The following is a 15086-nucleotide window of genomic DNA, read 5'->3' on the forward strand; positions in this document are numbered from 1 at the left end:
TTAATCGTGAAAATACATATGTGTAAACAGCCTGAAGATTTGATAATATTCTCAATTGAATTTGTTGATGTACTCAATAATAAGTTGATAAGGACTTATGCATTGAAAGTACAAAAATAAGTTCATCAGACGTTACATTTTGGCTTCGGGTTTTTTACGGTTAAAAGTCTAATGTTATCCACTTCTCAGTAACTTCAAGTCCTGCTGATTTTCTTCCGGGAACCCTATACTCATATATGGAACATGTATGAATCGTTGATTGAACCAAAATTCCAAACTGCAAAAAGCTATTTCTGGGGACAATTAGAGGGAATACGGTTTTTAAGGGGTTTGATAAATATTAAATCCAATATTTCTGGCTTTATTTTAAATTAAAAGTTTAGAAATGCTTATTTCTTCTATCAAATTTTATTCGCTTCTCCTCAGTAAGTATGTTTATATTTAAACCGGTTAATATTAACACTAACAGCCGATATACAGTCGGCAAGACAATTGGAATGAATTTTACCAGGGCCAAGGGGCGAGTGTAAAAACGGATCCGTATAGGTTACCATGGCCGAAAGGGCGGATGTAAACGGATCCGCATAGAAAACATCAATGTGTTCGAGCTTCGTTTCAGTCAATATTGTTGGAGCACTGAGTTATAGAGTCAACAATTTACGGATTTAATCCCTGATGAACATGAAAGGATCAGGAGAGACACCTTGGAGAGTGAGTTCCAAGGGTCAAACTCTTGCCTGTAAATCCAATCACCGGATTGTGGAAATCACCGGATTTCAGAACAGAGTATGTTCATAAGTGCATAAATTATTTTCATGCAACTGAACACGATTGGGAGTATAATTTATGAAAACTAAAAGATTTGACAGATCAAAAAAGACTCTTGCTATTTTGCTGTTACTTTCTTTTGTATTGTCAGTGACAGCTGCGTTGGGGAGCGCAGATGACAATATTAATTATGGCAAGAGTAAAGATGGCTACGAAGATGGCCACAGCAAAGGCTACGAAGACGGTAAAATACAGGGTCAGAACGACTGCGAGCAATATGGCGGCACAGAAGTTCTTAATAAAATACCCACTCCTGTCAATCAACTCAGCTGGACCAAAGATTATATAGAAAGCTACAACAAAGGCTATAAAGACGGATATTTAGATAGTTACAGTAAAAGTAGATACGAATGCTTAAAATAAGGAATAAACCCCTTGAAATTTAAAATTAAAAGATTTCAATTCCTGAGACGATGCCCGATACAGGGGTTTTTCTGCAAAAATTTATATTTTAGAACTCCTGTTTGAGAATCCTTTCCCGGGTCTTATGATGGGTATGGGTCTTATGATGGGTATGGTTCTCGGCTTTTGAATCCTTTTTAGTAGCTTTTGCTTTCCTTCAAAAATAAACGAAGTAGTTATACACGAATATGATTTATGAAGATTCGGAACTTATGAACTCATTTTTCGAGAAGAAATATTTCATGGAGTTCATGAATCGGATGCCGATACACCCCTGCATTTTGAAGCCGAATTATCTACGGATGAAATTCAAGTGGCCTCAACATGCGGATTGTATCTCTCTTCACCGCATCAAATTTCTTATTTCCTACTATTTCATAACCAATGTTTCAGAGTTTTTTTATGAATGTATATATTAGTAATTTATATTTTTTATTACTTATCGGGTATATATATTTCTATTTTGTATCATCTACTTATTTAAATCGTAATTAATAATAAATGAAATATTTATCTACCATATATCCTTACTTAATTATGATCAGTTGCCCTGATCAATTACATTTTATTTCGTAAAGTAAAAATGTAAATTGTTGTACAGATTAATGAAGTCAACTCGTAGTGTCAACTTCTGGATTAATACCGAATTAGTTGTATCGTATAGTTTGAATCGTCGATCTTGATTGTCATTCTTATTGAGATAATAAAATAATTAATGTTCAATTCAGGAATGGATTTTGATAGATTCAATAATAAATCTACATTTCGAGTGGAGATTAGGGACAGCTATAATGTAAAAATAAATAATCGATAGACATCAAAAAAAATCGCAATGAGCCGGCTTCAAAATTTTATATTAGTCGTATTTATCAGAATCAATTTTGAAACCTGCTCGTAAATAATAAAACCCAAATTGGATTATAGGGGATAATATAGTCCAGTTGGATTGTGGGGTGATATAGTCCGGTTGGATTGTGGGGTAATATAGTCCGGTTGGATTGTGGGGTGATATAGTCCGGTTGGATTGTGGGGTAATATAGTCCGGTTGGATTGTGGGGTAATATAGTCCGGTTGGATTGTGGGGTAATATAGTCCGGTTGGATTGTGGGGTAATATAGTCCGGTTGGATTGTGGGGTAATATAGTCCGGTTGGATTGTGGGGTGATATAGTCCGGTTGGATTGTGGGGTAATATAGTCCGGATTGGAAAGGGGGTGAGTTATTGATCTAATCTGGAAAACCGAACATATCTCCTTTATTCAAGAAAAAGATCTCATGTTTCGAAAAATCTGGAGAAATTTTTGCTCACAATATTAGTAGCGATCTCTACTCGACTTTCAATAATGGATTTGTTGGTAGAAATGAATTTGAGGTTCTACATTATTTGCGTTGCTGCTTTACTCACTTTACTGGCATCAGCCTCGCTAGCTTTAGGGGTACCTTTCTTAGAAGACAAAAATGTCACTGCAACAGTCCATGGGGCAACCTATGCCCAGGACACTCTTGAGCTCCTGAACGATACAGTGATTAGTATAAATTCGACTCCTCCTCAATCCATGGTAGCAAAAGACGGCATTTATTCCTTTGAACTGGTCCCCGGAGACTATGCTATTACAGCCAGGTATTACCGGAATAATACCCTCATTTATTCGAAAGAATCCACTTTCAAGATTGAAGGGGAAGGAAATTACGTGTTTGATCTCTTGCTTTATCCTGTCTCCGAATATCCGGTAACAGAACCAATTCAGGACTCCTATAGCATAGAACCTCCCGAAAATATCGGGATTGGCCCTTCAACTACAGGTTACCTGCCAATAAGTTACCTGTCAATAGTTTTTGTGCTTCTTTTGCTGCTCGGTGGAGGCTATAAATTTTCCAGCAAACACAAAAACGTGAATAAAAATAAATTCCAGGAAGGAAAGTTCGATATTCCCGGGATTCTGGTAAAAGTCCCCGGTAGAAGCACCGGTTTGGGCGTAAGATCCGAAAACCCCGGAGGGGCAGTCTCCGTAACAGAGCCAATAATAGAACCTGCAGGTAATCCAGATATTGAAACTGCTGCTCTAAACAGAATTCCCCTCTCTCCAGAGCTATGTGAAGTCCTGGACATAATTCGAGGCCATAAGTGCAGGATTACTCAGAAAGACCTGCGCAGCAGGCTGAATTATTCCGAAGTAAAGGTCAGTCTCATGCTCTCTGAACTGGAAAAAAGGGGCCTGATTCGGAAGCTCAGGAACGGGCGTGAGAATATTCTGGTTTTAATAGATGAAGATCACTGAAAGTCCAGCGACTTAACATTTTCACTTATCTTTGACCTTTTCACCTATTCTTAACATCTCTAAATTTAGGTTATGCTATTTTAAATGTGCTTCTAAGTTGTGTCATTTAAAGTTGGCTGGTGCATCCCGCTGTAAACTGAAGTATTCGACTGAAATGAAACGTTTTTTCTTATAATCAGGTGCTTCTTTGTTTATCTCGTTAAAACCTGTAACCGGGAGATTCCTGAATTGCAAAAGGCGTTTACAGGAACCTGGCAAGGTCCCGGGCATTTCACCCTATGCTCGTGCTCTGTCGAAGATACCTGAATACAGGACGTCATTTGGACTGAAATTTATGGTTCAGTCTATTTCAAAGGCATGAATTCAGTAATTGCATCGATGCTGGAACGACATTACTAGTACCATAACAACTTAGTTGTGAGCCACTTATATACTTTGAGTCCTTATTATATCTTGTGTTAAATATTAATCTTAAAGATAGTGAAGTGAAATTCCTTATAAACTTTATAAAAAAAGGACTTAAAAGTGCAAGATCACTTACCAGAGCACGTATTCTACTACTGGCAAATCAGGGAAAAAGGGATACTGATATCGCAAAAACATTGGGTGTTGGGAGGAGCACTGCTTTAAGGATAAGGAAAAGATATCATGAGGAAGGTTTACAAAGTGCTTTGGTAGATAAGCCAAGATCAGGTCAACCTAAAAAATATAATGAAAGACATGCTGCAGAAATAATAGCTCTCGCATGCACCAAGCCTCCTGAAGGAAGAAAAAGATGGTCGCTTTCACTCCTTTGTGAAGAATTGAGAAAAAGAGAAGGATTTGAAACGATAAACAAAGAAACTATCAGACTTATTTTGAAAAAGAACAAAATTAAACCCTGACTGAAAAAAATGTGGTGCATTGAGACGGTTGATTCTGAATACAGAAAGAGAATGTACGATGTTCTTGACCTGTACGAAGAAGATTACGACCCGAAAAGACCTATTATCTGTCTCGATGAGAAACCGAAACAACTTCTCGAAGATAAGCGAAAGCCCATTCCAATGAAACCTGGAAGTCCAGAGAAGTATGATTATGAGTATATCAGGAATGGAACAGCAAACATATTTGTGGCTGTAGAATTCAAAGCAGGGAAAAGGACAACTCAAGTTACTCAAAGAAGAACAATGGTAGATTTTGCGCAATTCATGAAACGTTTTGTCATCGAAAAATATTCAGAAGCTAAAGTAATAAGGGTAATTGCAGATAATCTCAATATCCACAAAGAGAAAGCATTCTATGAGACATTCAGCGAGGATGAAGCAAAAAAGATACTGAAAAAGATAGAGTTCCATTACACACCAAAGCATGCAAGTTGGCTAAACGCTGCAGAAATAGAGATTAGTGTGATGGATGAAGAATGTACTGATAGGCGAATAGGTGACATTGGAATGCTTAATAATGAAGTGGCTGCTTGGACCAAGAGAAGAAATGAAAATAAAAAGAAAATAAACTGGAAATTCACAAAGAAAATTGCTGATGAGAAGATGTCAAAATATTATGTTTCATAATTAAATTGGCAAGGTACTAGGCGACATTACCAGACGACATTACCATAAATAATATGAGAGAAGAATTCTGAAGTTTTTATTAAAAACTCTTGACCTGAAAAGGCAGGAATCATCTGGAGAAATAAGGCGGCATTGGTTAGAGAAAAAGGCAGAATGAGTTAGGACTTACACAGTGGCTTCGCGAGGAAACAAGCAGCAGGAGGCTTTAAAAGAAATATTTAAATCACAATCACTATTACAGACCTGCTAGTGCCTCAGTTTGAACCTTATATGTGTAATTCTTATCCCATTGAGTTATACATTTTGTGAACAGTTGTTACTCGTCACGTAAATAATTTTGTGTACGGGTTTGTGTCGCTATCTTCCGTTGAAGATTCCCCGGTTAGCTAAAGATTCCATGGTTGAATTTTAAGAGTTTCAATTCCCATTGACCGGGAATCCATATCCTGATTACTTTTTTGATCACTGTTATGTGGTGATGCTTGTCGTAACTATCCATCTTTATTACTTTAAACTCATAGTGACCTGGTACCCATACCCATATCCAGAATTTCTGTTTCCAGCTGTGTATGTTCTTACCTTTATCATTTTTCATAGATTTAGTGTTACCATCGTTGATGATTTTCTTATCCCTGTACTTATTTTGATCAGCTCCCCCCGCGCTTACTGCTGCAGCAGTTACTGATAGTACAAAGCAAACTGCCAGAAATACACCAATTATCTTTTTCATTTTCAAGCTTTAATCCACTCCCAAAACTATTCCCAAAACGATTGTAAAAGTTATCTTTAGAAAAAGGCAGAACTTTAGAAAAAGGCAGGATGAGTTAGGACTTACTCAGTAGTTTAACTGGTAAACCTTAACTGGTAAATTCCTATCTCATCAAGTGTTACCGTAATGGATTGTACTCAAGCTTGTGGTTCGGCATTTTAGTTAGCTAACTGTTGTAGTTAATACCAGCACCAGGACCAGAAGCCAGGTATCCACACCATGATTATCTTGTAGTATATAACTTGTATGTATCTATATCCAGTCCACTTTTTCTGGTAGTACCCTACTTTTCTCTTCTCAGAGTGACCTTTCACCCAGCTTTTCTTATAATCTTTATGCTTCTTTCCGTCTTTAAAATCATATTTCTTGTAATTATCCCCTTTCTTGTTATAATGTCCTCTGTTATCATATCCCGCGCTTGCGGCTGCAGCAGTTACTGACAGTACAAAACAAACCACTAAAAAAATACCAATTATCTTCTTCATTTTCAAGACTTTACCCACTCCCAGAATTTATTTAATCAATATATTCCTACACCTAAATACCGATATACACCTAAATACCGATAATTCCTCCAGGCTTTCTGAAACTTCCAGACTTTCTGAAACCATCGGTTTTGTGTATCTGTGTATCAAATTGTTCTTCGGTTTTGTGTATCTGTGTATCAAATTGTTCTTCGGTTTTGTGTATCTGTGTATCAAATTGTTTTCCGGCTACTGCCGGTTTGAAACTAACTTTTTGTCTTACCGTCTGTCTGCGGCTTGACAATTCTAAAATAGAGCAGATTAAATATAAATATACTTATAATAAATTCCAGCCTAAAAAGGTTTAATTAATAAAATAAGAGTTTTAAATGATTTAATTAATAAAATAAAAGTTTTCAAGTTTTTAAATCGATTTATATCCTTAAATATGCTATTTAATGCCCTCAAGATCCCTTAATATTTTAATTTTGAGAGTGAATTATTGGATATCTCAGACATAGACAAATTTTTTCATATTTTATAGAACATAGAGATAGTGTTTGTTTTTTCAGATCAGATCTAATAATTCGTCCTCGCCATCGATTCTTTCAGGTATTCTTATTTGACCATTAGTGACGGAATTTTCACCCCTGAGACATATTTTTGTTTCCAGGTAAAAAGAGCTTAAGAGAATTTATATCAGAAAATAACTATTTTTAAACTTTTTCTTCTCATTATAAATGAAAATAAAGTACTAAATATCTAAAAGGCTCATTAAAAATCTCATATTCAGAGACAAATCAATATAACCGGTTATTCGTAGATTCCCGGGTACAGGCATAAAAAGGCTATATGATTGTTCAAGACACAGGGCTTGCGCAGTTTAACTGAAAAACCAGCATCACAAGGCTCATTGACTGCATGAGGCTTTGAACTACTGAAGTAATTTCTGTTAGGTAGCCGGGTACGGCGAGATTCCTATGTCAGAGTTGCGCCAGCAGAGTTGCGGCTCTGCAGTGCGCTGTCTGTTTCGCTCGTATATAAGTAGTTGCAGCATTTTTTATTGCTGCAATTTCATAAAGACGAGATTCTGACTTATGAGGGTGGTTTGGTGGTTGTAACTTGCAATGCTTTATTCAGGCACTGGCGGATTCGGAGGCTAAGGGGGGCCTCATATAAAGTAGAGTACCGTTTTGCAGAGCTCACCCCAACAGAGCAGGACCAGGTTAAGCAGGTTATGGAAAGATGGAACAAATCAGACCTTTATAAGTGTCCTGACCTTCAGAAAACATATACAAGGCCTGATTTATTTTATTACCAGGTCGTTAAAGGATATGGCCGGGGGCGTGTTTAAGTGAGGCCTTACAATGTATTCAAATAAAGAACGCGAAAAGCATTGTAAGGCCGGGTTGCAGGATTTCCTGCAATCTAATTTTTACCAGGCTGAAAAAGGAAAAAAGTTCGATGAAACCTATTTTGAAACATTTGACCTGGAGCGTATATGTATAGATAAGGTCTTTTTCCTCGTTTATGATGAGGAATACGTTACAAAAGATCATTCTTTTGATAAAGAGCTTAGAGATCAGTTTATCCAGCACATAAAACAATCAAGGATTAAAAAAGGCCAGTTTGAGCAGGTCCTCCGGAAAGAGTCAAAATACTCATCCTGGGATTTACAATTACGTGGGGGTCGAGCAATGCGTTTCCATGTAAATGTAATTCATTACCTTCAGGAACTCCATGATATCAGGCCTTGCAACGTCATTTATGATGATAACTTTCTGCCTGTTGACTGTAAGCTTACGGTCCTTGATTTTGTCCGGGCTTTCAGGGATCTTGTAGACCAGGCTAAGGAAATCTATAAGGAAATTGTTCTGAAGCAATGGGGCGTTGAACTGCAGGCAGTCCGGGTAAAGTTCTCTCAGATCGAATTGCCTTTCGAGGTTTACCCGGCTTCTGTTGATGACATCTCCCGGAAATTGTACGCAAAATGAGTAAGTTTCAAGAAATTCAACACTCAGTCAGGAACTATCTATCTTGATGATTCGAAGGCTGACAATAGAATTTCTGTCCCTGATCGCAAATATGACAAAGAGGATTCAATAGATGATGCAGATTTAAGGCCTGATATAACTTTTCTGAATAAGGTTTACTCTGGCAAAGCAGGGCGAAAGCTTCAGATTAAAATATATCAAAAAACTTTCGGGTTATGCCGGATTGAATTTACCATCTATTCGAAAGATGCTAAACAGCTTTTTGATTTTTCCCGGAATAATGAGTCAATAGCCAGCGATTTAATAAATTTTATTCATTTTCTCCCTGGGTTATATGACATTAATGTAGATCGTTATGACAGGTCATTAGATGATGTTGTACAGTTCCTTTCTAAAGCTCTTAAGGAACCTGAGGATTTGATTTACCAGCTTAAAGATCTTGATATCTTTGAGGCCTGTGAAGCTAATAGATAGGTGCGGTAAAGGCTTACCAGGAAAGGAATTTTAATTAAACTAGTTGATTCTGACGGTGTTCAGCAGAGAGGTCTTTATATTGTCAATCCTGTTATTTTTTAGAAAAGAATAAGTCTATTTACCAATTCAATCCATTCATTCCGTGTAATTTTTGCATCTTTTATTATTTTATTGATCATTCCGCTTCCGATTTTTTCTGTCGGGTGCATTGGGACTATAGTGGTCCTTCCATCTGGATGCCGTAAAAATAAGTGACTACCCTTCTGCCTTATCTGCTCGAAACCTATATTTTCAAGTGCTTTTACAACTTTTTTTGCAGGAAGAGGTAATATTTTACTCATTTAAACCTCAACTTTAACTTTCTGTATTCCGATGAAATCAAGATGATTTTCTTCCTCTTCCTCGGCTTCAACTTCAAGGTAAAGTTCTATTGCCTCTTTTATTCTTCTGTTTAATTCGTCAAGCGTTTCAGCTTGTGTATGGCATCCTGGAAGTTCTGGAACTGAAGCCACGTAAATTCCATTTTCGTCCTGTTCGATTAAGACGGTAAACTCTTTCATTAGGTTTTGCCCCTTTTGGTTTTTAACTCTTTTATTAGATATATCTCAATGACTTTATTTATAGCTGTGTAGCATTCTCTTTCTACAGCAGACCTGGTTAATCTGGATCTTCAAGGCTTTCCTATGGTTAAAGAATATAACTGTTAATGATACTGTTTTTATGTGCAGCTGTTCAGGTTTTGAAGTACAACTTTCTTGGGGATCCAAGACAATGCCTTAACCATGTAGTCGGCTTTTTTGCAGCTTGCCTGAAAATTTGTTCAAAAAAATGAAGGGAAAAGAGACAGCTATTCTCATCGGTTGAACTCGAGCCGGAGCCCGCTTAAACTATATCGGACACTTTGATTCATGGCACTTTAATTCATATAATTGCAGGAGTTTGATCGATCATTTACAACGAACTTTTTCAGAAAGTTTTGAATATCGAAGATCCTTGGTACATTAGGATATTGATTTTAATCCGAATTAAAGCAACTTGATATTTGGATCGATTTTAAAAAGGATCTAAATTTCCTTGCCCTAAATGTAGCGGTGAAAACTGTTCAGTCCATGATTCGCTCCATTAGCTGTGATATGTCATCAGCCTTCATTAATGGAATTTCAAGTGAATTTCCAGATGTAAAAATTACATTTGATAAGTTCCATGTAATGAAAATGATGAATGAAGCAGTTGATGAAGTTAGAAAACAGGAACAATCAACGATAAAAAATTGAAGAATAGTAAGTACCTATGGCTCAAAAATGAAGGGAATTTGAGTGAAAAGCAAAAAGAAAGGTTTCTAGTACCTTGACAATTTAATTATGAAACATAATATTTGGACATCTTCTCATTAGCAATTTTCTTTGTGAACTTCCAGTTTATTTTCTTTTTATTTTCATTTTTTCTCTTGGTCCAAGCATCCACTTCATTCGTAAGCATTCCAATGTCACCTATTCGCCTATCAGTACATTCTTCATCCATCACACTAATCTCTATTTCGGCTGCATTGAGCCAACTTGCATGTTTTGGCGTGTAATGAAATTCTATCTTTTCCAGAATCTTTTCAGCTTCATCTTCGCTGAATGTTTCATAGAATGATTTCTCTTTGTGGATATTGAGATTATCTGTAACTACCCGGACTACTTCAGTTTCTGAATATTCATCGATGACAAGAAGTTTCATGAATCGTGCAAAATCTGTCATTGTTCTTCTTTGAGTAACTTGAGTGACCCTTTTTCCTGCTTTGAATTCTACAGCTATGAATATGTTTGCCACTCCATTCCTGGTGTACTCATAATCATACTTCTCTGGACTTCCAGGCTTCATTGGAATGGGCTTTCGCTTATCTTCGATAAGTTGTTTGGGTTTCTCATCGAGACAGATAATAGGTCTTTTCGGGTCGTAATCTTCTTCGTATAGGTCAAGAACGTCGTACATTCTCTTTCTGTATTCAGAATTAATCGTTTCAATGCACCACATTTTTTTCAGTCAGGGTTTAATTTTATTCTTTTTCAAAATAAGTCTGATAGTTTCTTTGTTTATCGTTTCAAAGCCTTCTTTTTTTCTCAATTCCTCACAGAGCAGTGCAAGCGACCATCTCTTTCTTCCTTCAGGAGGTTTGGTGCATGTTAAAGCTACTATTTCTGCAGTATGCCTTTCATTATATTTTTTAGGTTGACCTGATCTTGGCTTATCTACCAAAGCACTTTGTAGACCTTCTTCAAGATATCTTTTCCTTATCCTTAAAGCGGTGCTCCTACCAACACCTAACGTTTTTGCAATCTCGGTGTCTCCTTTTCCCTGATTTGCCAGTAGTAGAATACGTGCTCTGGTAATTGATCTTGCACTTTTCAGTCCTTTTTTTATAAAGTTTGTAAGGAATTTCACTTCATTATTGTTAAGATTAATATTTAACATATGATATAAAAATAACTCAAAGTATATAAGTGACTCACAACTAAGCTGTCAAGGTACTAGCTCTTAAGAATCAAAAACTGAAAACAGTAAGAGCATATAATGTAAAGTTAAGTCTTCAAGAGTTTTGGGATTCTAAAAATAGGAAAGAAGCTACACAATATCTCAAAAAATGGTATTTCTGGGCAACTCATAGCAGGTTAACTCCAATAACTGAAGCAGCAAATACGGTCAAAAAACATTGGGATGGGATATTGAATTATTTCGACTCAAAGATAACGAATGGAATCCTCGAAGGAATTAACAGTATTGTACAGTTGCAAAACAGAAATGCAAGAGGATTTAAAAGCATACAATATTTTATTAATATGATCTATCTAAAATTAGGAGAACTTAAATTTGAGTTACCCACATGAAATAGTGAAGAGCCGAGACACATATTTCCTTGTGGCAAATTTTAAAATGAGGAAAAACTAAACCATAGGATTATGTGTTGTTACTCAGTAAATTTGAGTTTTGTTTATGGGGAATTCAACAATTTGGTCAATTGTTTTTAGATATGTTAAATTATTCCGGCCAAAGTTTATAGTAAAATGTCTAGTGATACCTGAAGTGGTAAAGGGTATTATGCACGGATACCAATACCGTCAATTAGTTAGAGCATGCTTACTTTTTGACATTGCTGGTATGAGTGTTTGCTGATTCTTATTTTGGATTATTCTTTTTGTCGGTTATGCATTGATAGCTTACATGTGGTATAGAATATCCAAAGTATATCTTGAATCAGAATGGAAATCTGTGATTGTAGGAATATTTAGTTTTTTTATTAAGTATTATCCAGGCAATACATTTCGCCTATTTTTGTGACGCAAAGACTGTTTAGATAGAGAAATCAAAAAATGAAAAATATTTCAACAGGAAAATGGAAAACACTCCAAATATGATCTCATTAGACTCAGCAACGGAAAAAGATGTGCATAATTATTGGATAAGTGAATCACAAAGAAGAGAATTTGAAACATTGGTTGAGTTGGTCCTAAAACTAAAAATTGCTTCTCTGAATCTCAAACTGAAATTTATTAGGAATTTCAACGAAAGAAGCCAGGAATTTAAACAAAGGGTGAGATTATAGGATTTTTTAATAAATGCTGAAATACTGAAAGGAAGAGAATGAAAATAAGCCTTCTTTTCTTCTTCTGCAAATCAAAGACTATATTAAAGAATTCTATTTAATAAATATATATAAGTCTGTTTTGATAGGGGGTTATTCTACTTGAGAGCAAAAAGTTTCTGCATATTAACTAAACTTTACAGCCATATGATATAAAAAACTAAATTTATAGAAAATTTTATATAAATAAAGGCAAGTTCCATATTTATAAAGCAAATATTATTATAAATAGACTACTTTCTAAATATATAATATTCCTAAACACATATATACACGGAAGTAGATAATATATGCTGTTCTAGAGCGCGTAGAAATTCTTAGAAAGAATGAATCTTCATAAAGTTGAACTGAAAATTCTAATCTAGATATATTGGTTTCTTTTCAGCTTATTTCATCAATGGAGATTGGATTTTTTTCTATAGAACCCCGTTGTACAATAATTTCAATTAAAAACAGCTTTTTATGACTCTGTACCCGAATCAAGAGATGATATAAAATTAAAAATCACTAGATTTGGGAACAGTGTTCTTTCAGGTCTTACATAATTTATTAAATTGAAAAAAAAGATAATGCCCTATATATTTTTACCATATTGAGGGATTTCGTGAAAAGAAATAATAAAATGCTGTTTACATCAATTCTAACAATAGCAATCCTACTAGCTCCAGTTGCATCAGCAAATGGAAATGACACCGAAAAAATAAAAGAATTGGATTTTCGTCTACAAAAAAATGTTGAAAATTATAATATGATAGTTACAGATAATAACTCATCATATGAAGATGTCCTAATATGTACAGATCAGCTTTATCAAATTATTGATGAATTGAATAATCTTGGTATGGATGTCGAATCTATACAAACTTCAAATGTAACAATAGTATCTGAAAATAAGGTTCTTCCAGCAACCATGTCGGTAAGAATTGTCCCACTTAAAGAAAAAAGTGGACACATATCAGCTACTGCTAATGAAAGTCAGCTCAAAAAACTCAATGAAATTTCTGGACAAGATATGTCAGTTGGAGAATTCATGGAAGAAGTTTTCCCTGATGTGCAAGCAAAGACACCAAAAGATATAGTAGAATTAGATTATAAAACTAAAATGGTATGGCCTACCCCAACATTACCTGCAGCTAAGTTATTCCCAAAAGTTAAAATTGAAATACCTTCTCATATAGCATTTGCTCAATCAAGCCTTTATGCAAACTCAGCACCTGAGGCTGAATTTTCCTCTACAACATTTATGTTTTATCCAACTCCACTCACAACAGTGCCCTATATGAAGGTACTTTCTTATCTATATTATCCAGCAGGAGATGAATATATAGATGCGGCCATTGATGAAGATACATGGTGCTATTCAGTAGAGGCAGAAGATAGTGCAATCGTAGAAGATACTGGTTACTACTGTACAGTAGGATCACATTATATAACTTTTATTTCAGGAAACCCATACAAATATGTAGCTAGTAACTCAGGTGAATTATATATAGATTTTTAAAGATTTAATTCCAAACAACTTGATTTGACTTGATTATTGCTGCTAAGATTACAACGCCAAGGTATGATATATCTTTGATTTCATACTTTGGTAAGACTTTTTTGCATGACTCTATCCTGCTAAAAAAACCTTTCTACTATGCTTTTCTTATTAAAATCATCACAATCTCCTTTATTGATCTCCCTTTCTTCTTTTTCCTTCTATTTTTTATGTTCACTTGTATATTAGACTTTATGACAATATACAGGGAGCTGGCCCCAAAACTCAAAACTGTTTCTCTTTATTTCAAGTATTGAATTAATAATTGGTCTAATGATTAAGAAAATAGGTTGAAAACTCTTATTTAATTAGGAAAGAAATTGGTTTTGGATAGACTCATTTATAAAAAACGGTATTGTTAATTAAATAGAGGTAACTCTTTATTTCTGTGTTTCATCAGTAGAAGAACAGAGTACTTTAGCATTTCAAGACTCTTCGTATAACACTTTGTCTTTCGTCTCAACCTTGCCAGAAAGTGCCTTAATATGCCGTTATATCCTTCAACTGTATACGTTTCTGCTTTGGATTGAGTATGAATAGTTTCAGGAATAAACTCTGCATATGCCCTCCAGTGATTAGTCATCACTTCTCCAATCTCTTTCTTCTTTAATTTTTCCCAGAGTAGTTGTCCAGTTTTCGTTCCTCTGCTACCAAAAGAGCAGTTGATGAACTTTTTCCCAACTCTATCAACAGCAATCCAGATCCAGCAATATTTTTTTTGTTACCGATGTAAGTGTGCATGTCATCCAGTTCAACAATAGATATCTCATTTTCGCTTTTTAACTCCTCTATCTCCTGACCAAATTTCTTTATCCATTTTTGGACAGAAACATGACTTACCCCTAAAAATCGTCCTATTGAGCGAAATCCTAATCCCTCAAGATAAAGTTGCAAAGCCTGTATCTTAACTAAAGGAGAACTAGCAGTTGATTTTAGCTCGACTGAATAGTTATATCCACAATCGTGGCATTTGTAGCGTTGACGTCCACAAACTATACCGTTTTTTGTGTGATTGGAATTTTTGCATCTTGGGCAGTTCATGCAGAAATATAGGTTTTCATAATATACAACTATAATTAACTACCAATGCCCACTTTTTTACTACCTGGTTAAGGCGTTCTGGATGTCCCCGAGAATATGTTCAGGAGCTCCGGGGAGA

The 15086-nt window shown here is 35.5% G+C and carries 10 protein-coding genes and 4 pseudogenes; 8 read left to right on the forward strand and 6 right to left on the reverse strand.

Annotation, left to right across the window (positions count from 1 at the left end; genetic code table 11):
• Positions 1 to 846 precede the first annotated feature (846 nt).
• The 3 genes and pseudogenes from MSSIT_RS04620 (at position 847) to MSSIT_RS21650 (ending at position 5061) form a co-directional block, all read left to right on the forward strand.
• On the forward strand, positions 847 to 1191 hold the full coding sequence (locus MSSIT_RS04620) for a hypothetical protein (RefSeq protein WP_048170416.1): 345 nt from the start codon (positions 847 to 849) through the stop codon (positions 1189 to 1191).
• Positions 1192 to 2572: 1381 nt separating this feature from the next.
• Positions 2573 to 3508 (forward strand): helix-turn-helix transcriptional regulator, encoded by a 936-nt coding sequence (locus MSSIT_RS04625; protein WP_082088881.1) that lies wholly within the window; start codon positions 2573 to 2575, stop codon positions 3506 to 3508.
• A gap of 455 nt (positions 3509 to 3963) precedes the next feature.
• Positions 3964 to 5061, forward strand: a pseudogene (locus MSSIT_RS21650) (IS630 family transposase).
• A gap of 382 nt (positions 5062 to 5443) precedes the next feature.
• Here MSSIT_RS21650 and MSSIT_RS04640 read toward each other — a convergent pair.
• Both MSSIT_RS04640 and MSSIT_RS04645 read right to left on the reverse strand, forming a co-directional pair.
• Positions 5444 to 5791 carry a hypothetical protein gene (locus tag MSSIT_RS04640; RefSeq protein ID WP_048170424.1) on the reverse strand — a complete coding sequence of 116 codons (348 nt, stop codon included), beginning with the start codon at positions 5789 to 5791 and terminating at the stop codon, positions 5444 to 5446.
• Between the two features lie 218 nt (positions 5792 to 6009).
• Complete coding sequence (locus MSSIT_RS04645) at positions 6010 to 6321, reverse strand: hypothetical protein (protein ID WP_148704936.1); 312 nt, start codon at positions 6319 to 6321, stop codon at positions 6010 to 6012.
• A gap of 1084 nt (positions 6322 to 7405) precedes the next feature.
• Here MSSIT_RS04645 and MSSIT_RS04650 point away from each other — a divergent pair.
• Both MSSIT_RS04650 and MSSIT_RS04655 read left to right on the forward strand, forming a co-directional pair.
• The gene (locus MSSIT_RS04650; RefSeq protein ID WP_048170428.1) at positions 7406 to 7648 is read left to right on the forward strand and encodes a hypothetical protein; all 243 of its coding nucleotides are present in this window, start codon (positions 7406 to 7408) and stop codon (positions 7646 to 7648) included.
• Between the two features lie 13 nt (positions 7649 to 7661).
• On the forward strand, positions 7662 to 8288 hold the full coding sequence (locus MSSIT_RS04655) for a hypothetical protein (protein WP_048170430.1): 627 nt from the start codon (positions 7662 to 7664) through the stop codon (positions 8286 to 8288).
• Between the two features lie 572 nt (positions 8289 to 8860).
• Here the strand turns inward: MSSIT_RS04655 and MSSIT_RS04660 are convergent.
• Entirely contained in the window at positions 8861 to 9103 is a 243-nt protein-coding gene (locus MSSIT_RS04660) for a type II toxin-antitoxin system HicA family toxin (RefSeq protein ID WP_048170433.1), read from the reverse strand.
• The gene (locus MSSIT_RS04665) at positions 9104 to 9322 is read right to left on the reverse strand and encodes a type II toxin-antitoxin system HicB family antitoxin (RefSeq protein ID WP_048170435.1); all 219 of its coding nucleotides are present in this window, start codon (positions 9320 to 9322) and stop codon (positions 9104 to 9106) included.
• A 389-nt stretch (positions 9323 to 9711) separates the two neighbouring features.
• Between MSSIT_RS04665 and MSSIT_RS21655 the strand changes: the two are divergent.
• Positions 9712 to 10104, forward strand: a pseudogene (locus MSSIT_RS21655) (ISL3 family transposase); the annotation flags it as partial.
• 17 nt (positions 10105 to 10121) lie between these two features.
• On the opposite strand, the pseudogene MSSIT_RS21660 reads toward MSSIT_RS21655, so the two are convergent.
• Positions 10122 to 11219, reverse strand: a pseudogene (locus tag MSSIT_RS21660) (IS630-like element ISMac17 family transposase).
• A gap of 50 nt (positions 11220 to 11269) precedes the next feature.
• On the opposite strand from MSSIT_RS21660, the pseudogene MSSIT_RS21665 reads away from it, so the two are divergent.
• Both MSSIT_RS21665 and MSSIT_RS04685 read left to right on the forward strand, forming a co-directional pair.
• Positions 11270 to 11632 (forward strand): annotated as a pseudogene (locus MSSIT_RS21665) (transposase); the annotation flags it as partial.
• Positions 11633 to 12991: 1359 nt separating this feature from the next.
• A complete protein-coding gene (locus MSSIT_RS04685; RefSeq protein WP_148704938.1) occupies positions 12992 to 13888 on the forward strand; it encodes a hypothetical protein in 897 nt (298 codons plus the stop codon).
• Between the two features lie 397 nt (positions 13889 to 14285).
• Here the strand turns inward: MSSIT_RS04685 and MSSIT_RS21670 are convergent.
• Positions 14286 to 14968 (reverse strand): IS1 family transposase gene (locus MSSIT_RS21670; RefSeq protein WP_156158786.1). Its coding sequence is split into 2 segments (ribosomal slippage): positions 14286 to 14645 and positions 14648 to 14968, totalling 681 coding nucleotides; the frame shifts between segments, so codons are not numbered across the junction.
• Positions 14969 to 15086: the final 118 nt, after the last annotated feature.

It is taken from the genome of Methanosarcina siciliae T4/M (assembly GCF_000970085.1).
Taxonomy (GTDB): domain Archaea; phylum Halobacteriota; class Methanosarcinia; order Methanosarcinales; family Methanosarcinaceae; genus Methanosarcina; species Methanosarcina siciliae.